Below are 22699 nucleotides of genomic sequence, written 5' to 3' on the forward strand. Positions count from 1 at the left end.
TGAACCGCGCTACGTCACGTAGTGCGTAGCGCATAAAATCGGGTGGCGTGTGAAGGAGGATGATGCACAAGCACGTTGTGATCATGGGAGTCTCAAGCTGCGGTAAGTCCACGGTCGGGGAGTTGCTGGCGCAGCACACCGGCCTTCCCTTCCAGGACGGGGATGACATGCACCCGGCAGCGAACATCGAGAAGATGGCCTCGGGACAGGCGCTTGACGACGATGACCGGAAACCCTGGCTCGAATCCATCGGGCGCTTCCTCGCAGACCAAGAAGGTGGCGCCATCGTCGGCTGCTCCGCGCTCAAGCATTCCTACCGCGAACTCATTCGCACCGCAGCGCCGGATACGGTCTTCGTGCACTTGCACGGCTCCTATGAGCTGCTCAAAGAGCGCATGAGCCAACGCTCCGGACACTTCATGCCTGTATCCCTGCTTGATTCGCAGTTCGAGACCTTGGAGGAACTGCGCCCAGAAGAAGCAGGAGTGGTGCTGGACGTCAGCGCCACCCCGGAGGAACTTGCCGCCGCGGCGGCCGAGTACTTGCGGGCTTAGCTGGTGCTTCCTGACTTAAGTCATGGGTGGATGAGCAACGCCACTCTTGCACTGCTACTTGGTGTTGTTCGGCGGTGGGGTGGGATTGTTCCCGCACTAAAATGGCCTAAGTCTGAAGGGCGTCCTGCAGAAGGCATCTGGCAAAAGGCATCTTTGGGTCTAAAAACGCCATCTGCGATAAGTAAATGGCGTTTTCAGCCGTGAAAACGCCTTAGGACTGATGCCTTTTGCCAGACGCCTCCAGCATGTCAATGAAGGCACGTAAATGTTGCACGTTGCGAGGGGAGCGAAGAAGGCATTCCGTTTCGCGAAGGCAGATACGTGCAGTGCACTTCGGAAACGGCCGTAGTGACCCGGCTTAGGTCATTGGCGGGTGAGCAACGTTTCTCTCGACACTGCTACCTGGTGGTTTTCGGCGGTGGGGTAGGATTGTTCCGCACTAAAATGGCCAAGTCAGGTTTCAGGGTTAGCTGGTGCTTTCGAGATCCTGCCGCTGCTCCAGCTGCGGCACTAGAGCAGCGCGGCAGCACCGTAGAAGATAAGGACAATGCCGAAGCCAATAGAGGAAATGAGTGCCTGGTTTACTGTCCACGTCCGCAGTGTGGTCGACACATCCATGCCCATGAGTCGGCCCACGAGCCAGAATCCCGAGTCATTGACGTGGCTGCCAAAGACCGAGCCAGCCGCGGTGGCAAGCGTAATGAGGACCAGTTGGATTTCGCTGAAGCCGCCAGCCTCGACGGCAGGCGCCATGAGCGCGGCGGCCGTGGTGAGGGCAACGGTGGCTGAGCCTTGCGCCAGGCGCAGGGCGACCGCGATGAGGTAGCAGGCCAAGATAACGGGGATGCCGAGGCCGGACATAGAATCCGCGAGGGCATCACCAATGCCGCTGGTACGCAGCACCCCGCCGAACATGCCTCCGGCACCGGTGATGAGGATGACGGAGCAAATTGGGCCGAGCGCAGACTCCATGGTCTTCTCAATGGCGCTTTTGCCTTCCCCGCGGCGCAGGCCCAGCACGGCCATCGCCGCAAGCGTGGTGATGATGAGCGCGATCGGCGTTTGCCCCAGAAAGATGAAGAAGCGCACCCAGGTGGCGGAAGGATCGACAACGCCAGCTGTGCCCAAGGTAGTCAACCCGGTATTGCCAAAGATGAGGAGCATGGGGATGAGCAGGATGCTGATTACTGAAGCGGGGGAGGCCGGGCGATCCGGCAATTCGGCATCGCTGACCAGCGCACCGGTTATGGCCTCCTCCAGGCGGTAGGGGTATTTCTTGCCCAAGTGGAGACCGAAGCGGTAGCCGGAGAGATACCATGTGGGCAACGCGATGAGGAGGCCGAAGATAAGGATCAGGCCGATGTTCGCGCTGAAGAACTCACCTGCTGCGACGGGGCCTGGGTGCGGTGGCACGAAGACGTGCATGACGGAGAAGGCACCGGCCGCAGGAATGCCATAGGCCAAGACTGGGCCGTCCAGGCGCCTGGCGACGGCAAAGATGACCGGCAGCATCACCATGAGGCCTGCGTCGAAGAAGATGGGAAAGCCCATGATGAGGGAAGCCACGCCCAGCGCTAGGGGCGCTTTGTTTTCGCCGAAGAGTTTCACGAGGGCGTCGGCAAGCGTTTTGGCTCCGCCGGAGGTCTCTGCCAAGCGCCCGATCATGGCGCCCAAGCCCACCAACAAGGCTACGGAACCGAGAGTCGAACCGAAGCCGCTCGTCATGGTGGGAACCACGCCATCCAGCGGGATTCCGGCGGCCAAAGCGGTGAGCGCGGAAACCGTGACAAGGGTGACGAAGGCGTGCACCTTGAAGTGGATGACGAGGATGAGGATGACGGCGATGGCCGCCACCGCAATTCCTAATAGAGGTCCGGTGCCCAGCGTGGGCTCCCAAGTGTCCATGACATTCATGAATGTTGATTTTACGTGCGCGGTGCGTGGTGATCTAGAGCTCACGCGATGTAGTTGTGCGCGTGATTGACGGTGCTAGTCCACGCCGAGTGCCGGGCCCACCGTGGCCCAACTGATGGCTAGCTCCCGGCGGAAGAGCCCCCACGTGTGGCGCCCGGCCGGAAGCTCGTAGTAGTCAAGATCAACGCCAGCGGCGGTGGCACGCTTGGCGTAAAAGGAACTGCACCAGTAATCCAAGCGTTCGTTGAGTCCCAAGGCTGGGAGCGGTGAGTCCTCAATATCGACATCAAAGTCTGCCGGGCCGCCGCGGGAGACGATGACAAAGGTCTTCCGCCCCTTTTGGTGATCGAGGTTGAGAACCGGCGAATGCTGCGCCCACGCCGGATCCCACGGCGCGCCGAAAGAACGAGCTGGGTCCGTACCGTAGAAAGCCGCGCTTACCCATGCGAAGGACTGCGCGAGGATACCTGTGGTCGAAGGGCAGCCGGAGAAGGAACCAGCAACCTTGAACCGCGGATCAAAAGTGGCAAGCTCCAGCGCTGGGCCGCCCGAGTTGCTCACGCCCGCGATGCCGTCGCGGCCGTTGCCGTGAAACTCGGCGTCGATAAGCTGCGGTAGTTCCTTGGTGAGATAGGTGGCCCACTTGTATTTTCCGTGGGTGTCATGGGGCTGCGCCCAGTCGGACATCATCGAGCCATAAGCGCCGCGGGGTGATACGACATTCACGTGCTTGTCGCGGAAGAACTTGGAAGCTCCGCCACCGTCCCACCACAGTGCGTCCTCGCCTCCGCCGGCGCCGCCCAGCAGGTAATAGGTCGGGCGAGGCTGAGTATTCTCTAATCCTCCCAGAGGAAGAATGATGTCGTTAGTGATAACGCGGTCCATGGCCGGTGAATAGGCCTTAAGCTCCCACACGTTGTCTTGGATATGCCGCAGCTCGCGCAGTTGTGCCGGTGCGGTGGTCGCGGGTGGGCGCGTAGCTTCTGGTGCGACCGTCGGGATTCTCACTTGCTGAAGTAACTTCCCCCAAGCAGCGAAGATATTATCGGCAAAGAGTACTGGAGCTAGTGGGCCCAGGGCTATGGGATCGAGGGCACTGGAGTGTTGATCGATGTTCGCGATATCGCTGCTCATCGCATCCGGCGCCTGTGCGTGCGCCGGGTGAGCGTGAGTGGAGGAAAGGATCAGCCCCACTGAAAGAAGGCCCGCTAGTGCGGTGCGAGAGAAATGCATTGGTTCACAATAGCCAACTAATTGTGTACCGCGAAATGCCGTCTGCGATATGAGAGCCTCGTGAAAGAGCCGCTGGGCACAAAGAAACCCCGACCGCACGGTCGGGGGTTTCCTCTCACTCTCTCACTGCCGGACTAAGCGCCGGCGGGCTGCACTCTCTGTGAAGCGGGCGTGGGGTGTTCCTTAGAACAGGCCCTCAGCCTTCTTGCCGGTGTCCTTCACGGTGATCTCGCGGGAGTCAACGTTCTGGTCGTTGTCGGTGGAGTTATCACCCTTCAGGCGGGAAATCTGGGTCACCTCGATGTAGTTCTTCAGGCGGCCTTCCTTGGTGTTGCCGTCGCCGAAGTCCAGGTTGGCAACGCGAGCGCTCTCGCCAGCGTTAATCGGGTTAGCCAGGGTGACCTCGAAGGAGCGGGTGGAGGTCTTCTCATCGAAGCCCAAGTCGCGGATGTGCGCACCGTTGGAGGAACGCGGGGTGATGAGGCGGTCAACGCCCTTCGGGCCCTCAGCGGTCTTGACGTCAACGCGGTACTGGACAGCCGGGAAGTCGCCGTAGTAGCGCTCGGTACCGACGTTCTCCAGGCGGAGAGCAACGGTGCCGGCGAAACCAGCGTGCTTAGCACCGGAGGTGGTCAGAACCGGCTTCAGGTCCAGCTTCTGCTTGGCCTCATCGGTCTTGCCGTTATCAAGGTCCTCCTGGACCTTCTTGTCGGCTTCCTCTTCCTTCTTACCCTCAGCCTCGGACACGGCCTTCTCCTCCGGAGCGACCTCGTTGTCCTTGATGACCTCGGCGTCAGCCTCCGGGGACTTCTCTTCCTCAACAACCTTCGGGTCGTTGACGTCGGTGGTGTTCTGAGCGTCCTTGTTTGGAGCGTAGGAATCAGCGATGTCGTCGTAGAGCTTGACGCGAACCTCGTTCTTCATCGGCTGCATTGCGGACCAGAAGGTCGGGGTGGACCAGGTGCCGTTCGGCTTGCAGTACTGCTGGGTACCGGTCATGTTCAGAACGCGGAAGCCGTAGGTAGCTTCACCGGTGTGGTTCGGCGGAACATCGTACGGGCCGATGGACTGGCCAGCCTCCCAGGACAGGGAGTAGGACGCGGAAGCACCGAGCTTGGTAGCAATCTCGTGGGAGACGCCGAAGGAGCCCTCGGAGTTCTTGCCGGAGCCCTTGCCGCCTGCGTTCATGGAGGTGGTCTCAGTGCGGTCACCGTTGACGGACAGGGTGATGGACTGGGACTTGGACAGGTCCTGCTGCAGCGGGATGTCCTTCTTGGTCTGGTTGGTGGTGGAGATGGTGCCTGCTGGCATGAAGTTATCGGTCACCTTGTAGACCACGGTGCGGTGGTCCTCCCACGGGTTGCAGACCGGGCGCGGGTTGAGCACGTTGGCCTTCATGTGGTCGGAGCCGTGGGACGTGTGAACGATGGGCAGCTTGGCGTTCACAGCCGGGGTCTCTGGGTAGGACTCGGTCTGGGTAGCTGCGGAGGCAGCCGGCGCGATGAGGGCAGTGCCTGTAATCGCGAGGCCGGCGATGAGGCCGGCGGTGCGACGACGCTTGGTCATTGTTGTTCTCCTGGATGAAAATTTTTGGGGCAATGTGGTGACGCACTGCGGTGGCGCTGTAGGAGCGCTGTTGTGCCCAGTGCGTGACGTGTTGCAACGATAAGACGCTTTTCAGGATCGCGCACCCTTAGAATTGTTAATATTTTTGCCCATGGAAGTACATTTCGATCGGGTGGGTCTGACGTGAACATTTCACTAAGAAATTTGCGCCAACCTTGGTTTTGTCCCAGTAGACCGTATTCTGGGAAAACGTCTCTTTGACCGTTCGTTCACAAACTAAAGAATGACCCCATCGAGGGGTGTTTAGGGGGTGCGTTAGGGATGGGCGGCGGGTGGTTTGGCCCTGAGGGGGCAGGGATGTGGGCGCAGCCGTAGGCTTCTGAATTAAGGGATTTCTTAAAGGGGCTGCGTCATTCTTCTTCGATCTCCGGGTCTTCCGAACGGGCTTGCTCGAAGACCTCTGCCGCGGCGCGCAGATTAATGGTGCCGATGATGAGGCTGACTACGATATCCGGCCACGGGCTTGCCCATGCCAGCATGAGAAGGCCGGTGCCAAGAATGAGAATGTTGGCGGCAACATCGTTGCGCGCGGCCAACCAAGCACCGCGCGTGAGCGCGCTGCCGTGACGCAGTTGCAGCAATAACACCGCGCAGAGCAGATTGATGAGCATGGCGGCTACGGCCGTGCCGGAAAGCGTGAGCGGCTCGGGCACGGCGCCAGTGACGATCTTCCATATGGCCATGGCATAGGATGCCACGGCAGGAATCAGGATGAGTCCGGCTAGGCCATAGCTTGCTTTGCGACGCCGAGTCCCAACTTATTTTTCTTATGAGCGGTTGTGTATTAGTCGACGATGGTGACGTCGTCCTCGCGGCGGTGTCTTTCGCCGGCGAAGCCACCGAAGGCTGTAATGAGCGCGGTGGCGGCCAGGATGATAATTCCCGGTGTAGAGCTAGGCGTGTCATTGGAGGCGTTCAGCGCGGTAGCGAGGAAAGGCAGCAGTCCCGATACTGCCGACGCGATATTGGCAGAAATGGCCACCCCGGAATAACGGACGTTAGCCGGGAAGATCTCTGAGAGTAGGACGCCCGACACGGAATAGGTGATTGTAACTAGGGACAGTCCAATGCAAACAGCAAGCGTGAGTAGTACAGCATTGCCGGTATCGATCATCGCCCACAGCGGCCACGCCATGATGGCGGTGGCAAGCGCGCCGTATCCGATAACGCGACCGGGGCCAATCTTTTCGCCGAGGCGGCCGAAGATGATGTTGATAAAGATCTGGCACACAGCGCCGAGGAGGGTGGCGTTCACGACGGTCTGGCGCTCGAAGTCCAGCGTGGTTGTGGCATAGGAGAGGACGTAGGTGCTCATGACGAAGAAGCCGCCGATTCCTAGGAAAGCTGCCGCAGAGGCGAGGCATAGTTGTGGGAAGTGTTGTGTGAAAAGCTCCTTCAGGGAGCCTTGGTGCGCGGCTTCGTCTGCCTCGGCCTCCTCTTCGAGTGCTTTGTAGACCGGGGATTCCTCAGCCTTCGAGCGAATCCACAGTGCTACTGCCAGGAAGGGGAAGGCGATGAGGAAGGGGATGCGCCAGCCCCATGAGCTCACCGCGTCATCACCGAGCATGAGTACAAGCGCGAAGGCGCCGGAGGAGAGCAACGTACCGGCGGGGGAGCCGATTTGCACGAAGGCTGCGTAACGGCCGCGCTTTTCTGCCGGCGCGTGTTCGATAGCCATGGTTGTTGCACCACCCCATTCGCCGCCGACGGCGACTCCCTGGAGCAGACGCAGGATGACCAGAGTGATAGGTGCCCAGATGCCAATGCTGTCAAAGGTGGGCAGGAGGCCAATGACTCCGGTGGCTACTCCGATCACGACGATGGAGATGATAAGGGCTGGTCGGCGCCCCATCTTATCGCCAATTTGCCCGAAAATAACCGCGCCGAGTGGGCGGGCGAGGAAGCCTACGCCGAAAGTGGCGAAGGAGGCGAGGGTGGCGCCGGTGCCCGACATTCCAGAGAAGAAGAGTTCGTTGAAGACGAGCGCGGCGGCGGTGCCGAAGAGGAAGAAGTCATACCATTCGAGGGCTGTGCCGACGAATGCGGAACTGGCGATGCGGAAGACGTCCTTTGAGTCGACCTTGATTTCCTCGGCGCCGGATTGGGCCGAGGCGGCCGGCGCTGCATGGGTAGTCATATCGAGGTGCTCCTTATGTGAAATGCATTACCTTTCTATGGAACATTAGGTGCGCGTCACCTTGGGGTGAATGGGGCGGAGAGTTTTCTATGCATTGCCCCACTGGCCGAGTGCTGTGGTTGTGTCTGTGCACAAGTGCTATCGGGCAGTGCGATGGAGTGCTAGCAAAGCTCGCGCGGCATCCTTTGGGCGAGTGATGTCAAGACCGGTGAGCTCGTTGACGTGTCGTAGGCGGTTGAGCACGGTATTGCGGTGGCAGTGCAGCGCTTCCGCGGAATCCTTGATGGACCCGCAGTCCAGGTAGGTGGTGATGGTCAGGTAGAGCGGCGCGTGGTGAAGCCGTAACTCGGCGATTGTCTGGGTGAGCTCCGTCATGCCGCTGGCGGTGAAGTCTGCGAGGGCATCCCCGGCGACGGCCCAGAGTGCATCGGGCGCTACGGTGAGTTGGTTCAGCGGCCCGGTGGCGTCGAAGATGTGTGGTGCCTGATGTGCAGCCGCGCGCGCTCCGGCTAGTCCGGTGACGTTGCGAAAGAGCACCCCGGAAATATCTGCCAACTCTTTGGTCCTGCGTCCTGTGGAATGGCTGATGGGGCACTGTTCACTGGGCCAAAAGGCCACAAACATCCCGCGCACACCGTGGCCGAAGGCCTTGCCGGAGGAGATGGGTTCGTCGAGAAGTGCGCGCAACTCCACCGCCGCAGTGGGGTGGGCCACCACGACATCGAAGTGGCAATCGGCATCCAGGTTGAGCGCGCGGGTGATTTCCGCAATGCCGAGCGTGCCCAGTGATTCGGCCGCAAAGAGCCTTTCCAAATGTCGGGCGTGGGCGCGGTGCACGTCGTGCTGCCCGCGCGCTTCTTCTAGGCGGTAGGCGTCGCGTACCACCAGGTTGTACATCGTCACAACGGAATGCAGCTGGGTCACGTGGTCGATGAGCACTTCCTGGTCCGCGCCGGCGGCCCGGCGTAAATGCTCCCAGAGGGCCGTGAAGTCGAGCTGGATGGCGTCGATCAGCGTTGCTAATTCCACGCCCTGGTGTGCGCGCCGCCGACCCAGGCTCTGTGCGTGGGCGCGCAGCTCCTCCTCATCCATCGCGCCGACCAGCACATCGGAGATGCGAGCGAGGACCTCAAAGGCTGTAAGGCGTAGCTCGTCCTCGCTCACTAGTGAGTCGCCATAGCGCCCTGAGCGGCTAAAGGCGGTGAGGAAATCCTCCACCAGCCGGGGGATGGTGCCCTGGACCTCCGCAACGATATCGTGCCAGCGTTGTTCGTGCATGTGCACAACGCTACACGGTGGTCACTGGTGAATTGCCCTCACTGCGGGGAGGTGTATCACTTCTACGTTTAACCTGTGGGGGCAGACACAGCACGTACCGCGTGCAGTTCGTTGGAGAAACAGGAGAACACAGGAGGACGCATGATCACGCGCATCGACAACGCCCACATCCTGACCCAAGACCCTGCGCGGCCAGTCACGGATGCGGTGGCCTTTGCCAACGGGCGCATCCTGGCAGTGGGGCAGGCCGCCCGCGACCTGCCCGCTGACCAGGTGTGCGATGCCGGCGGGCGCACGCTGAGCCCTGGTTTTAATGACGTGCATTCCCACACCGTGTGGTTCGGCCAAACGCTGCTGGAAGTCGACCTCTCCCGGGCCACAACGCCAGAGGATGTCTACTCTGCATTGCACGAGGCCGAGCCCAACCCCGACGGCTGGGTAGTAGCAGCAGGGTTTCGTCCCTCCGGGCTGGATGCGCCGGTGGAGATAGAGCAGCTTGACCGCGTGACCGGCGGGGCTCCGCTGCTCATCAAACACAACTCGGGTCATGCCTACACGGTGAACACCGCGGCCCTGCACGCGGCAGGCGTTGACCCCGCCAACCCGCCGGAGGTGGAAGGCGGCGAGTTCGTTTGCGATGCCGATGGCCACTGCACTGGGCTGCTCGACGAAAACGCTATGCGCGCTATCCAAGAGGTGACACTGCCGGAATCCGGCGAGGAGATTGCCCGCGCCCTGGAACTGGCCACGCGCCGCTACCTCGAACGTGGACTGACCTCTGTCACGGATGCCGGTGTGGCTGGCGGCTGGATTGGGCACAGCCCGCGCGAGATTGCGGCCTATCAGAACGCCACCCTGCACACCCGCATGCAGGTGATGGTGACCATGGATGTGCTCCACGAGATTTCCGGACACGCCTCCGACGGGACCGGCTGGGGACTGGATGGTGGCCTGCGCACCGGCTTCGGCGATGAGTGGCTGCAGATCGGACCAGTGAAGATTTTCAGCGATGGCTCCCTGCTGGGAACCACTGCTGCGCTGAGTGAAAACTATGCTTGTTGCTCCCACCACGGCTACTTCCAGGGTGACCCAGAACAGATGCGCACCCGCGCGTTGCGAGCGGCGAATTCTGGCTGGTCACTGGCCATCCACGCCATTGGGGATGCAGCGGTAGATTTTGCGATAGAGACGCTGGAGGAGGCCGTCGAAAAGCATGGCGTGCCCGCCATGCCGCACCGCATCGAGCACGGCGGCGTGGTGCGCCCCGACCAGATTGAGCGCCTGCGCGGCAAGCCCATCGTGGTGGTGCCGCAGCCGCTGTTCATTCAGGCCTTCGGTGACGCGATGGCGGATGCCCTCGGCCCGGAGCGCACCGCGTGGAGTTACCCGGGCAAGCGGCTTCTCGACGCCTCCCTCATTCTCCCCGGCAGCTCCGATCAACCTGTGGCACCCGGGGTGCCCTTGGAGGTCATGCAAGCCTTCGTGGAGCGGCGCACCGCCTCGGGCCGGGACTACGGGCCTAAGGATCGTCTGACCCCAGCCGAGGCGCTCTACGCCTATACCGCCGGTTCGGCCGCGGCGACGGGCTGGGCCGGGCGCAAGGGGCAGGTGATGCCGGGGCAGCTGGCGGATTTTGTGCTGCTTTCCCAGGACCCGCTGCAGACTGATGACCTTTCCACCATCGACGTGGCCGCCACCATTGTGGGCGGCGAGCTGCGCTACGGAAGCTTTTAAGGAGTAGAAATGCGATCAACCACCAACGAACAATTCCTGGCCGATTTCCAAGCCATGTCCGCCAACGGTGCCACTCCGGGCGGTGGCGTGGAGCGACAGGCAGCCAGTGCCGGCGATAACCTCAACCGCGCCTGGTTCCACGAGGTCCTAGAGTCCCTCGGGGCGCGCGTCATCTATGACGAGATTGGCAACCAGTACGGGCTCTTCGAGCTTGTCCCCGGCGCCGAGTACGTGGGCCTGGGCTCACATCTGGATTCGCAGCCCTTGGCCGGCCGTTTCGACGGTGCTTATGGCGTGCTGGCTGCAGCCCATGCTGCCGGGCGCGTGGCGCAGTCGGGTGCCAAGGCGCGCTATAACCTGGCGGTCATCAACTGGTTCAACGAGGAGGGCTCGCGCTTTGCGCCCTCCATGATGGGCAGCTCCGTGTTTGTGGGAACGCTGGCGCTTGACCGCGCCCACTCCGCCACCGACCTTGCCGGCGTCACTGTGGCGCAGGCCCAGGAGGAAGCCGGATGGGCCCCGCGCGGTGAAGCCCCGAAGCTCGCGGCCTATGCGGAGATCCACGTCGAGCAAGGTAAGGAACTTGAAGCTGCCGGCAACACGATTGGCCTGGTTACCGCCACGTGGGGTGCGAAGAAATTCCAGGCGGTGGTCTCCGGTGAGCAGGGCCATACCGGTTCCACTCTGATGGCCGATAGGAAGGATGCGCTCTTCGGCGCCTCCCTCATCATTGCTTCAGTAGAGCGCCTCACCCACGAATTCGCCGAAGGCCAGCTGCAGGCTTCGGTCTCGCAGCTAACACTGGAGCCGAACTCGCCCGTGACCATCGCCCGCGAGGTGCGCTTCAACGTGGATGTGCGCTCACCCTCCACGGAGGTGCTGGAGAAAGCCCAAGCGCGCCTGCAGGAGATTATCGCCGAAGCAGAGGAGGAATCACGCACCTCGGTCGAGCTATCCCCAACGCACGAGTGGGCACTCAACCCCTACCCAGCAGCCGGCGTGGCGCTCGCCCAGGAGGTCGTGGAGGAGCTGGGCTACTCGCACCAGGAGATCTACACGGTGGCCGGCCATGACTCGACCAACCTTAAGGAAGTGGTGCCGACGGTTATGCTCTTCATCCCCTCCGTCGACGGCATCTCACACAACGAAAAGGAATTCACCACGGAGGAAGACTGCGTGGCCGGCCTGGACGTGCTGGCACACGTGGCGCAGCGCCTCGTGGAAAACGGTTGCGGGGAGGATTAGGCCCCTAGCGCGGCCCTGCACTAGTCATCCGCGCTAGTCCTCATCACTCCACGGCACATACCCGAAGGCTTTCAGCGCGGTCTCGAACCCACGCTTCATGGTGGTTAACTCTTCCTCGCTGAACTCATAGGTGCGCAGGCGCGCCGGGCCGGTGAGGGGGACGTGGAGCAGGAAGCGCCGGCCTTCCTCAGTGATGCTGCACAGGCGGCGGCGCAGGTCCTCTGGATCGTCATCGATGGAAATGAGCTCGTCACGCACCAAGCGCTTGACCGCCTGCCCGATGGTGGCGGGCTGCCAACCCAGCTCCTTGCGCAGTTGCAAGATGGGAATGGGGCTCTTTTTATCGATCAGCCGGAGGAGCGAAAGGTGCGAACCGGTGATGCCGTACTCGCGGCGTGCTTCGGTATCGAAGCGCGCGCGGGCGCGCTCGAAGCGGCGGTATTCCGCGATGGTCTCATCGATGAGGTCAAAATCCGTCACGTGATCAAGCCTAAGAGCTCGGGGTTGGTGGCCGCAAATGTTTATAGCGGCAACTCTATCCAAAGGTGGAGGGATCGATGGGGCGTTGTGAACGGGGGAGCTTTTCTACTACGAGGCGGTACGAGTCCGTCACGAGTTCGGCCAGAAGTTTCGGGGTCAGCTGGGGAGCTGGGTGCACCGACACCCAATGTCTCTTATTCATGTGGTAGCCGGGCGTGATGAAGGAGTGCTCGCTACGCAACGCTTCTGCATCCAGGGGATCGGCCTTGAGGATGGCCTGCTGGCGGCCAGTGACCGCAGTGAGAAGGAGGAAGACCTTGCCGCGCACCTTAAACACGTCCCAGTCTGGTCCAAAAGGATGCGTCAGCGTGGCGCCGGGGAGTTCCATGGCGTGGGCGGTGGCACTGGAGTGAAGGTCCAGGGCGCTGGAGCCGCTTGAGCAGGAGTTCATGTGAACCAGACTAGGTGAAAACACCGTTGGGCCCCGTCCTCCGATTCCTCGGGGAGGGGCCCAACGGCGTCTCTATCAAGTCCCTCCAACTATCAGCCATTGGCCGCCCTCTGGAGGGTGAGGGGTTCTCTCTCGCATGCGCTCTCTCAAACGCACAACATTGAGTATGGAGGCCAACGCTGGCACCGCCATGAACTCTTCCTGGCAGTTTTCTGCTAGTCAAAAATCTTCTAGTCAAAGTGCGCGGGGCGCTTTTCTAGAAAGGCCCTGACGCCTTCCTTGTGTCCAACAGAGTCCATTTGCGCGTACTGCGTGGGCTCTTCCCAGGCAAGTTGTTTGTCTAGCTGGCCCAGCGCCGTGCGGTTGATGGCTTCCTTGGCCTTGGCAAGGGCATCGCGCGGCGCGATGTGCAGGTGCTGCGCTAGCTGCAGCGCGGCCTCGAGAGCGTGGCCCCGGGGCGCGCGCTGGGCGACGATCCCAGCTGCCTCCGCTTCGGCGACGCCGAGCTTGTCCTGGAGAAGTGCCAGTGCAAGTGCGCGGTGGCGCCCCACGGAGGCGAGCGCGGTAAGGCTTACGCCGCCGTCCGGGATGAGGCCAATCTTGCCAAAGGGTAGCGTGAAATAGGATTCTTCAGCAGCCACGATGAGATCGCAGGCGAAGGCCAGCGATGCACCAGCGCCAGCGGCCGCGCCTTCGACCGCAGCGATGACCGGAATATCCGCGGCCTGGATCTCGGTGACGAGCGCATTGAGCTGGGGCAGCATGGTGGACTCGGCAGGGGTAGGAGCTTTTCCCGTGGCCTGCGCGGCGGCTGCTGAGTGTGCGGCGGCGACCAGATCCGCACCGGCGCAAAAGGCCGTCTCATCACCGGTGATGATGAGGGCGCGGATGGAGGGATCCGAGGAGGCGTCGTTAAGCGCAGCCGAAAGCGCCTCGCAGTGTTCCTTGGCAATGGCGTTGCGCCGCGCGGAGTTGTTGATCTGGGCGATAAGGGCAGAGCCTTCGCGGCGGGTGAGGATGGCGTCGGTCATGAATTAGTCCTTAAGGAGTTCGGCGAGGGAGGAAATGATGCGCTGGGCATCGGCGGAAATGCGGGAGACGATGTCAGCGCACGGCGCGACATCGTGGATAAGGCCCTGCGAGGTGCCGCAAGTCCACACACCCGCGTCCAAGTCACCGGTCTCGTAGACCGCGCGGCCGCGCTTGCCTGCAACGAGGTGGCGGATGTCGCCGAACTCCGCGCCCTGGGCGAGGCGCTCGGCCACTTCATCGCTTACGGCATTCTTGGCCACGCGGGTGGAATTGCGCAGCTCCCGGAGGATGAGCTGGGTATCCAGCTCGCTGCGCTCCACAATGGCCTGCTTGACGTTCTCGTGCACCGGGGCCTCCGTGGAGGCCACGAAGCGGGTGCCCATGTTGATGCCTTCGGCGCCCAGTGCCAAGGCAGCAGCGAGCCCTCTGCCATCCGCGAAGCCGCCCGAGGCCACGATGGGAATGTCGAGTTGATCGGCGGCGGCAGGGATGAGGACGAGGCCCGGGATATCATCTTCGCCAGGGTGGCCGGCACATTCGAAGCCGTCGATGCTCACGATGTCCACGCCGACTTTCTGGGCGCTGAGGGCATGCCGCACGGAGGTGCATTTGTGGATGACAGTGATGCCAGCATCCTTGAAAGCCGGCATGTGGTCCTTGGGGTTGTTACCGGCGGTTTCTGCGATCTTCACGCCTTCCTCAATGATGACGTCGCGGTACTCCGCATAGGGCGGTGGGGTAATTGCAGGGAGCATGGTGAGGTTGACGCCGAAAGGCTTGTCGGTGAGCTCGCGGGTGCGGCGAATTTCGTGGCGCAGATCCTCCGGGGTGGGCTGAGTGAGCGCGGTGATGACACCGAGCCCGCCGGCGTTAGATACGGCTGCGGCGAGTTCGGCACGGCCGACCCACTGCATGCCGCCTTGGATGATGGGATGCTTGATACCAAGCATCTCGGTAACACGGGTGGAAATCATGAGCGTTGTGCTCCTTCGTGGTGGGAAAGCGTGGGGGAGTGATGACTGAGTTCCTGAGCTAAAGGTCAGTGAATGGCTATTCGGAAAAATGGGAACGTAGTCGCTCGATAAGGTCATCGGATAGGGCGATGGAGCGGCGGGCGGAGACGTCGATAAGCACCAGCGTCGCCGTGGCAAACACGCACGGGGTGCCATCCTGAATGAGTTCGTGGGCGACTTGATAGGAGGTGTTTCCGATGCGAGAAATCCACACGCGAGCCTCGATGGAATCGGTGTAGGTGAGCTCGGCGTCATACTGGACTTCGAGAGAACGCACCACGTGAGCATAGGAATCGGTGGCGACGGGGCCGGTGAGAGTGGCGGCTGCGCGGACGCGCGCTTCCTCCAGGAGGGTGACCACTGTGGCGTTGTTGACGTGGGCGTTGGCGTCTTGGTCGGACCACCGCAAGGCGAGGGTTATGGGGATGGCGTTGGCGGGCGCGCGCATTGTTCCTCCTGGGGCAAGCGGGTAGAGTGATGCACATTACTATACATACGAATTGTGGTTCGTCGCTCGAATCGTGAGGAGAATGCCATGACAGATCTTCTGGGAATCGATGCTCTGCTGAGCGAAAAAGAAAAAGCTACCCGCGACCGCGTTGCCGCACTGGTGGATGAACACATTCGGCCGCATGCGGGGCAGTGGTACGAGGAAGCGATGCTGCCGGAGTCGATCCTCCCGGTGCTCGCGGAGGCCGGTCTGTTCGGAATGCATCTGGAAGGCTATGGCTGCGCCGGGCGCTCCGCGGTTGAATACGGACTAGCCATGCAGGAGCTGGAAGCAGGGGACTCCGGTATCCGCACGGTGGTATCGGTGCAAGGATCGCTGGCAATGTCGGCGATTTATAAGCACGGCTCGGAGGATCAAAAGCAACAGTGGCTTCCCAAGATGGCCGCCGGTGAAGTCATCGGTTGCTTCGGGTTGACGGAGCCGACTGCCGGTTCGGACCCGGCAAGCATGGCGACGGTGGCGCGCTACCGCTCTGGTGAATGGGTCATTGATGGTGCGAAGCGTTGGATCGGTCTGGCGAGCGTTGCTGGGGTAGCCATCATCTGGGCGAAGGTTTCTGAGGAGGACGCGGCGGCTGCCGGGGTGGAAGCGGGCGTGCGCGGGTTCATCGTGCCGACGTCTACGCCAGGCTTTAACGCCACCCCAATTACCCGCAAGCTGTCCATGCGCGCTTCCATTCAGTGCGATATTGAATTGGGCAGCGTTACTCTGCCTGCTGATGCACTGCTGCCCAAGCATCCAGGGCTCAAGGGTCCGTTTATGTGCTTGAACGAGGCTCGCTTCGGCATCAGCTTTGGCGCTTTGGGCGCTGCTCGTGATTCTTTGGAGGCGGCTCTGGCCTATGCCAAGGAGCGCAAGCAATTCGACCGCTCGCTGGCGTCCTTCCAGCTCACCCAGCAGAAGCTGGTGGACATGGCGGTGGAGCTGAACAAGGGGCAGTTGCTGGCACTGAACCTGGGCCGCGCCAAGGATGCAGGCACGCTGGAGCCCTACCAGATTTCGGTGGGCAAGCTGGCTAACTGTCGCACCGCCATCGACATTTGCCGCCAAGCCCGCACCATCCTGGGCGGCAACGGTATCACCGCGGACTACTCGCCGCTGCGCCACGCCGCCAACCTGGAATCAGTGCGCACCTACGAGGGCACCGATGAGATCCACACGTTGATTCTGGGGCGCGTGCTGACGGGGGAGCAGGCGTTTAGCTAGAAATAAGCCCGAAACCTCTCCTCCAAGTGGTTTCGGGCTTAACTATTTCTAGTTGGCGATGAAGTACATCTGCTTATTGATGAATTCTTCGATACCGAGTGAGCCAAGCTCGCGGCCGAAACCTGAACGTTTGACACCACCAAACGGCAGTTCAGGGCCTTCACCAGTCGGGGTGTTGACATTGCTCATTCCAGAATCGATGCGTTCAGCAATAGCTTGGGCTCGCTTGGAGTCTTGAGAGAACACCGCTGCTCCGAGTCCGAAAACATTGTCATTCGCTATCTCGAGTGCTTCTTCATCGGTCTTAAACTTGTAGACAGTGGCTACAGGACCAAAGAACTCCTCGTAGTAGGAATCGCTGCCACGGGGAATATCTGTGATTACTGCTGGGGAGATGTAGGCTCCTTCATCAGAAAGCTCTCCGCCAACCAACAATTGACCGCCGGCTGAAACAGCGCGGTCGAGCTGGTCTTTGAGATTCTCTGCGGCGCTACGGGAAGAAAGCGGAGCATACACGGTTCCGCCGGCAGCATCTGGCAGCCCCGGCTCCATGTGCTGCGCAAGATTGACTAGTTCTTGAACAAACTCGTCATAAATGTCTTCTGCGACAATGAGCCGCTTGTTTGAATTGCAGGCTTGTCCAGTGTTGTACATGCGTGTTCCCCAAGCGAGCTCAGCTGCAGCTTTGACATTTTCCGTGTCGAGGATGATGTACGGGTCTGAACCACCAAGCTCGAGTACGGCTTTCTTGAGGTGCTCGCCAGCTTGAGCGCCAACGATAGCCCCAGCACGTTCGGAACCGGTAAGGGAAACTCCCTGAACGCGGGGGTCGGCGATAAAGGTGGAGATTTGCTCGTGGGTTGCAAAGACGTTGGTATAAACCCCTGTGGGAACGCCAGCATCGAGAAAGATCTTTTCGATCGCCAGAGCAGAACGCGGGCAAATCTCCGCGTGTTTAAGGATAATGGTGTTTCCAGCGACAAGGTTGGGACCTGCAAATCGCGCTACCTGGTAGTACGGGAAGTTCCACGGCATGATGCCGAGCAGCGGTCCGAAGGGGCGGCGGCGAATATACGCTTTACCGTCAGCCTCCGTGGGGATTTCCTGATCCGCGAGGAACTTTTCCGCGTTATCCGCATAGTACTGGATAATGGCAGATGAAAACTCGGCTTCTTCGACGCCTTCAGGCAGAGGCTTGCCCATCTCTTCAGCAATGATGGCGGCGAGCTCATCCTTGCGTTCTTCGAACAGTGAGGCTGCCTTGGCTACAATCTCTGCTCGTTTTGCGACGGGAGTCGTAGACCACTCTGTGAAAGCCGCAGACGAAGCTTCGAGGATTGGCTCGATGGCAGCATCATTTAGCGCATCGAAGGTTTCAACGATTTCGTTGTTGGCTGGGTTCTGGACACGGTACTGAGACATTTTTCCTCCTAGGAAAAGGTTGGGGTGTTATCTGAACTGGAATCACTACGGCTAATGACTGAGCCGGTGAAGAAATCGGGATTGCGTAAACGGGTAATCATCATGAGGATCAGGCCAAGCACTAGGATGCTGGCCCCTAAGATGAATACGATTCCGACGCCTCCGAGGGAAGAACCAGAGCCAAAGCTCGGGTCCATGGAGTCATAGGCGGTGATGAAAAACATGATGAGCAAGAAGCCACCGCCCAGCAGTGGGAATAGGAACTTGAAGAAGAAGTTTCGCACTGAAGTGAAGAGCTCTTTTCGGAAATACCACAGACAGGCTACTGCCGTGATTCCGTAATAGAAGCAAATCATGAGACCAAGAGCAGCAATTGTGTCCCACAGTGCATTCTCCGAGAGCACCCTTGTGATGGCGTAGAAAGTCCCCGAAACGACGGTTGCGACAATCGTTGCGACGGTTGGAGTCTGAAACCTTGGGCTGATTCGCGCCAATTGCGGGGGAAGAGCTTTGTAGTAGCTCATTGCAAGAATCGTACGGGCGGGACTAACAAGCGTGGACTGCAGGGAAGCAAACGAACTAGCTAGAACCGAGATATAAATGAGGATGGCGAACGGGCCCATAATTGGGTAGGAAAGTACGGCAAAAATAGATTCCTGATTATCGGGGTTACCAGCGCCTAGTCCATTTTCACCGATTCCTGCCCACGCCATGACAGCTACCGCTGTAAGAACATACAAGATGATCGTGATGATGATAACGACAGTAGCCGCTCGTCCAGGAGTCTTTTCTGGGTTCTTGGTTTCTTCATTCATGGTTAGGGTGACATCCCAGCCCCAGAACATGAAGATGGATAGCGAGATGCCGGCTGCGACCACCGAGAAATCCTTCATCTCGAATGGGTTGAACCAACTGAATTGAATGGGAGTGAAGTCAAAGCCATCTCCGTTGTATGCCCGCCATAAAGCTGCAATGTCGAAGGAGAGAATCGCGATGATTTGAATTGCGACGAGGATGTACTGCATCTTCTGCGTTGTATCCATACCCCGATATGCAACCCAAGCTGCAGCAATCAAGAACACAAGGGTTGTTGGAATATTCACCCAGAGGTTCCGCGTGAGTTCAGCAAGCTCGGGCCTACCTGCAAGCTGTGCGATGAGCAGGTAAAAGAAGTCGACGGCTACGGCGGCCAGATTAGACAGGACCAGAATCGTAGCGGCGATAAGGCCCCAGCCACCCATCCATCCGACCCAGGGACCGAAAGCTTTTGTTGCCCATGTGAAGGTGGTACCGGAATCAGGAGCACGGTTGTTAAGCTCGCGGTAGGCAAAAGCAACAAGCAGCATTGGAATAAAGCCCAGAATGAGGACGGCTGGAACGAAGACACCCACCGCCGAAATAGCAGGTCCAATTCCCGAAGTGAGGGTATATGTTGGTGCTAAGCAGCTGATGCCAATGACAACTGCGCCGAGCAAACCAACTTTACCGACTGCCAGACCTTTGTCTGAAACTGTTGGTTGTTCACTCATGAGCGTTCACCTCCTTTCAGCGTCATGTAGCCCGAAGGGACAACAATTGTTGGAACCGGCACATGCTTGAGGATTCGATTTGCGGTAGCGCCCAAGAAGAGCCGACCTTCACTGGCAATACGTGCTGAACCAAGCACAGCTACTTCGCCTTCTTTCCAGCTAAGGTTTTGTAGCGCTGACTGGACACTTGCTCCCGATGTGGTGATGCGCGACGCCCGGCCTTTGGAAACCGCGTCTTGGATCGCCTCGGAAAGCTGCTGCTCGAAAGTGACCCCGGAATCTTCTCCGGAAATCTTCAAAGTAATGATGCGCAACGGGACTTCTCGACGGAATGCGCGGTCGAGCCCGATAGCAGCGACATCTGATCGTCCTTGTCGCGGGCCGACAAGCGCAGAAACGCCCGTTATCGGTCCGGGATATGAATAGCCTTGGGGAGCTAGCGCGACTGGGACTTGCGCTGTGTAAAGCAAAGAGCTGGCTACTGTACCGATGCGGAATCGGTTCAAGAGTCCGCCTGAGCGTGCTCCGACGATAATAAGATCGCACTCAAGTTCTTGCGCAGCGTCATTCAAGGCGAGCGCGGGATCGGTCCCCTCCACAACGTGCCACGTCGCAGAGATATCAGAAGGAAGACTCTCTAGTGCGGCGGTGAGACGCTGTTGAGTTTGCTTTCGCACGATTGCGTTGTAGCCAGGGTCCTGAGTCTGCACGCCAAACCCTTGGGGGGTAATTGGCGAAACGACAGAGACTAGTTTTAGGGTGACTTGGCGCTCGCGTGCGAGAGCGATTCCCAAGTTGAGTGCATCGTGGCCATCACTGGTATCGATATAGGCGACGAGCAAGGAGCCGCTAGTTTTGCGGCGTGGAAAATCGGTGAGTGGATTCATTGACAGTCACCGCTTATCCCTGCCCAATGATCTGCTGCGCAACGGTTTCGCCGATACGTACCGCGCCGTCGACGTGCTGGTAACCTGCACCAGCGATGTCAGAGGAAGAGTAATAGATCGGCCCGGTTGGTTGGTTTTGGAGATGGCCCCACCGCGATAATCCACCCAAATCGTAAGATGTTGCGTAAGCTCCGCGAGTCCATTCTTCAGCCGCCATATCGGAGAGGAAGAATGCGATGGGATTCTTTACCTTGTCACCAAGGTAAATGGACATTGCATCGAGGATTCGCTCCTTGCGTTCTTCAGCGGTGAGCGCCCACATTTCCTCGGCGTAAACATCGGAGACGAAGCCGACTAATGTGCCGAAGGTATCTTCCTTTCCTTCCTCCCCGCCTGCGAAGTTCTTTCCGTAATTTGTGTTGTCATAGATTTCGGCAACAAGTCGATCTCCGCCGAATGCAGTACCGGATAATCCGTCTTCGCGCCAGAAGGGGGTTTCATAGACAGCATGAACTTTAATCACTAAGCCCATGGAAATGTGCTGGTGGGCAACATGCTGCTCGCGTGGTAGCGGTGGCACATAGGAAATGCGATTGTAGAGGTTGGGCGGAACCGCAAGGATTGCGTATTGAGCATGGACAGTTGCTCGGTCTGAGTAGGCGGTTACGGTGCCGGGGCCGCCGTTGTTGGTTACACCGTTGCGGACATCCGCTTCAACATTATTTGGGGCGTCTGCCGTCGAGGGATCTGGCGTAGCCCACTCGAGAGTACGTACAGGTGAGCTCAAGATGACGTCGTCACCGAGCTCCTCAGCCATCGCTATGGAGACGGACTGCATGCCGCCAACGACGCGCTTGTCAAGCAAGAAGTTTTCATCAACAAGGTTGTCGAATGAGCCGGCCGATGAAGCCATGAGGGCTGCTTGGAGCACGGAAAAAGTCCGAGAAGGCTTGGTGAGCATCCCTGAGGAAATGTAGAGGGAGATGTTGTCGATTGCCTCGGAATCGTCGGAAAGGCTCTCTAGCCAGTCGCGGAACGATAGGCTGTCTAATTCCTTTGCGCGTGGGTGCTCCCAAGGGGAATCCGCGTCGACTTCCTCGGCTAGCTGATTAAGCTTACTAATCAGCCGATCCATTTCTGCAGCAGTTTCCTTTGAGGTCGGGAACGTATCTCCTTCGAACTCGTGTCGCGTGCCATCCGGGGAAACATAAACCGACTTTCCTTCGCGGTAGCGGTCGAAGGTTTCGAGACCAAGCTCTTCTACGAGCTCTGTCAGTCGTGTTTGATCGGGCGAGATCCACTGACCGCCGATTTCGATGAAATGCTCGGTGCCTTGGGCATCAAGCACCTTGCCGCTCCATGTTCGGCCGCCGACACGATTGCGCGCTTCGAGAACGCAGACTGACTTACCTGCCTTCTTTAGGGTGCGGGCAGCCATAAGACCCGAAGCGCCGGCGCCGACGATTACAACATCAACTGTGCGCTCTTCGGCGCTGGTATTACCATTTGGTTGCGTGACCATTGGAGTTTTTCTCCTTCGCGTGCAGTAGGTATGCGGGGGAGGGAACCTTCGTATGAACGACGGTGCTCCAGCGTTAAATTAAACCCTTTAATTTAACGCTGTGACTACAGTAACAAAGTTGCGGAGAGAATTGTAGGGATCACAGTGGAAAAAGTTTCGCGCCCCAAAGGGCGTCCGGTTAAAGCACTGGTAAACCGGCAGAAAATTGCCTCAGCCGCATTGCACATTGTTGAGCGCAAAGGGCTTGAGGCTCTATCTATGTCAGCGGTGGCGAGATCTATGAAAGTGAGCACCGCAGCGCTCTACAATCACATTTCAAATAAGGAAGAGTTATTGGCGTTGGTGCAGGATGACATCATTGCCAAAGTTGATATCTCAGTGCTCCAAGGTGCGCTCGCAGGCGAGATTTCGGCAGTGGATGCGCTTCGACAATGGGCATGGTCTTATCGTGACATTCTGGCTGCCAACATCCCTCTAATTCGCGTGATTACCCAGCTTCCTCTTTATGGATCGCCACAAACGATTGCGATGTATGAAGCACTAGTTCAAGTGATTTCACTTGCTGGTGTACCTGAACGGGATGTTATTACGAGATTGGTTGCAATTGAGGCATTGGTTTTTGGCTCTGCCTATGACGTACATGCCCCCTTGAATATTTTTGCTTCACCGGGGCCCGAGGATAGTGCTTTAAATAAGATGAATTCGATTTACTTGGCGCAGTTTAGAGAACAATCATCTAACGAAAAAGAACAAGCTAGACTTCGTGCGGACAGGTCCTTTGAGGCGGGGCTGGAAGCGCTTATACAAACGCTCCTATAGACGCCATGGCGTCTTGATCAATGCAATCGTGCCAACGATCGCGTAGCCCTCCCCGGTGTGTCGTATGACCGGGGAGGGCAAAAATAGGTACTCGAAACTGCCTAGC

Annotated in this window: 20 protein-coding genes; 5 read left to right on the forward strand and 15 right to left on the reverse strand. The window is 59.3% G+C overall.

Features of this window, described 5'->3' with window-relative positions; translation table 11 throughout:
• Positions 1–59 precede the first annotated feature (59 nt).
• On the forward strand, positions 60–554 hold the full coding sequence (locus tag HMPREF2943_RS04580; RefSeq protein WP_083315648.1) for a gluconokinase: 495 nt from the start codon (positions 60–62) through the stop codon (positions 552–554).
• A 510-nt stretch (positions 555–1064) separates the two neighbouring features.
• On the opposite strand, the gene HMPREF2943_RS04585 is transcribed toward HMPREF2943_RS04580, so the two are convergent.
• From HMPREF2943_RS04585 to HMPREF2943_RS04610, 6 genes are all read right to left on the reverse strand, one after another.
• Entirely contained in the window at positions 1065–2459 is a 1395-nt protein-coding gene (locus HMPREF2943_RS04585) for a GntP family permease (RefSeq protein WP_070710940.1), read from the reverse strand.
• 84 nt (positions 2460–2543) lie between these two features.
• Positions 2544–3701: an alpha/beta hydrolase gene (locus HMPREF2943_RS04590; RefSeq protein ID WP_246817266.1), complete on the reverse strand. Its 1158-nt coding sequence runs from the start codon at positions 3699–3701 to the stop codon at positions 2544–2546.
• 183 nt (positions 3702–3884) lie between these two features.
• Complete coding sequence (locus HMPREF2943_RS04595; protein WP_070710913.1) at positions 3885–5267, reverse strand: hypothetical protein; 1383 nt, start codon at positions 5265–5267, stop codon at positions 3885–3887.
• Positions 5268–5677: 410 nt separating this feature from the next.
• On the reverse strand, positions 5678–6040 hold the full coding sequence (locus tag HMPREF2943_RS04600) for a cation efflux transmembrane domain-containing protein (protein ID WP_371325759.1): 363 nt from the start codon (positions 6038–6040) through the stop codon (positions 5678–5680).
• Between the two features lie 71 nt (positions 6041–6111).
• Positions 6112–7464: an MFS transporter gene (locus HMPREF2943_RS04605; protein WP_070446275.1), complete on the reverse strand. Its 1353-nt coding sequence runs from the start codon at positions 7462–7464 to the stop codon at positions 6112–6114.
• Positions 7465–7602: 138 nt separating this feature from the next.
• Positions 7603–8742, reverse strand: coding sequence for a helix-turn-helix domain-containing protein (locus HMPREF2943_RS04610; protein ID WP_070710914.1), 1140 nt, complete (start codon positions 8740–8742; stop codon positions 7603–7605).
• A gap of 141 nt (positions 8743–8883) precedes the next feature.
• On the opposite strand from HMPREF2943_RS04610, the gene HMPREF2943_RS04615 reads away from it, so the two are divergent.
• Both HMPREF2943_RS04615 and HMPREF2943_RS04620 read left to right on the forward strand, forming a co-directional pair.
• Positions 8884–10476, forward strand: coding sequence for an amidohydrolase (locus tag HMPREF2943_RS04615; RefSeq protein WP_070710915.1), 1593 nt, complete (start codon positions 8884–8886; stop codon positions 10474–10476).
• Positions 10477–10485: 9 nt separating this feature from the next.
• Positions 10486–11721, forward strand: a complete 1236-nt coding sequence (locus tag HMPREF2943_RS04620) for a M20 family metallo-hydrolase (protein ID WP_070710916.1) — start codon at positions 10486–10488, stop codon at positions 11719–11721.
• A gap of 33 nt (positions 11722–11754) precedes the next feature.
• Here the strand turns inward: HMPREF2943_RS04620 and HMPREF2943_RS04625 are convergent, their stop codons facing one another.
• From HMPREF2943_RS04625 to HMPREF2943_RS04645, 5 genes are all read right to left on the reverse strand, one after another.
• Positions 11755–12201, reverse strand: a complete 447-nt coding sequence (locus tag HMPREF2943_RS04625) for a MarR family winged helix-turn-helix transcriptional regulator (RefSeq protein WP_010189258.1) — start codon at positions 12199–12201, stop codon at positions 11755–11757.
• Positions 12202–12256: 55 nt separating this feature from the next.
• Positions 12257–12652, reverse strand: a complete 396-nt coding sequence (locus HMPREF2943_RS04630; RefSeq protein ID WP_236659315.1) for an MmcQ/YjbR family DNA-binding protein — start codon at positions 12650–12652, stop codon at positions 12257–12259.
• A gap of 230 nt (positions 12653–12882) precedes the next feature.
• Complete coding sequence (locus tag HMPREF2943_RS04635) at positions 12883–13683, reverse strand: enoyl-CoA hydratase-related protein (protein ID WP_070710917.1); 801 nt, start codon at positions 13681–13683, stop codon at positions 12883–12885.
• 3 nt (positions 13684–13686) lie between these two features.
• Positions 13687–14658, reverse strand: a complete 972-nt coding sequence (locus tag HMPREF2943_RS04640; RefSeq protein ID WP_070710918.1) for an NAD(P)H-dependent flavin oxidoreductase — start codon at positions 14656–14658, stop codon at positions 13687–13689.
• 76 nt (positions 14659–14734) lie between these two features.
• Positions 14735–15145 (reverse strand): acyl-CoA thioesterase, encoded by a 411-nt coding sequence (locus HMPREF2943_RS04645; RefSeq protein WP_070710919.1) that lies wholly within the window; start codon positions 15143–15145, stop codon positions 14735–14737.
• Positions 15146–15232: 87 nt separating this feature from the next.
• Between HMPREF2943_RS04645 and HMPREF2943_RS04650 the strand changes: the two genes are divergently transcribed.
• Positions 15233–16414, forward strand: a complete 1182-nt coding sequence (locus HMPREF2943_RS04650) for an acyl-CoA dehydrogenase family protein (protein WP_070710920.1) — start codon at positions 15233–15235, stop codon at positions 16412–16414.
• 48 nt (positions 16415–16462) lie between these two features.
• On the opposite strand, the gene HMPREF2943_RS04655 is transcribed toward HMPREF2943_RS04650, so the two are convergent.
• From HMPREF2943_RS04655 to HMPREF2943_RS04670, 4 genes are read right to left on the reverse strand one after another with little or no spacing between them, the layout of a single operon-like run.
• Positions 16463–17836 (reverse strand): NAD-dependent succinate-semialdehyde dehydrogenase, encoded by a 1374-nt coding sequence (locus HMPREF2943_RS04655; protein WP_070710921.1) that lies wholly within the window; start codon positions 17834–17836, stop codon positions 16463–16465.
• Between the two features lie 8 nt (positions 17837–17844).
• Positions 17845–19365, reverse strand: coding sequence for an APC family permease (locus HMPREF2943_RS04660; RefSeq protein WP_070710922.1), 1521 nt, complete (start codon positions 19363–19365; stop codon positions 17845–17847).
• Positions 19362–20252: a universal stress protein gene (locus HMPREF2943_RS04665; protein WP_070644257.1), complete on the reverse strand. Its 891-nt coding sequence runs from the start codon at positions 20250–20252 to the stop codon at positions 19362–19364. The genes HMPREF2943_RS04660 and HMPREF2943_RS04665 overlap by 4 nt, the downstream gene beginning before the upstream one ends.
• A 13-nt stretch (positions 20253–20265) precedes the next feature.
• On the reverse strand, positions 20266–21774 hold the full coding sequence (locus HMPREF2943_RS04670; RefSeq protein WP_070644254.1) for a flavin monoamine oxidase family protein: 1509 nt from the start codon (positions 21772–21774) through the stop codon (positions 20266–20268).
• A 144-nt stretch (positions 21775–21918) separates the two neighbouring features.
• On the opposite strand from HMPREF2943_RS04670, the gene HMPREF2943_RS04675 reads away from it, so the two are divergent.
• Entirely contained in the window at positions 21919–22593 is a 675-nt protein-coding gene (locus HMPREF2943_RS04675; protein ID WP_083308510.1) for a TetR/AcrR family transcriptional regulator, read from the forward strand.
• Positions 22594–22699 lie beyond the last annotated feature (106 nt).

Source organism: Corynebacterium sp. HMSC072D12 (assembly GCF_001813925.1).
GTDB lineage: Bacteria > Actinomycetota > Actinomycetes > Mycobacteriales > Mycobacteriaceae > Corynebacterium > Corynebacterium aurimucosum.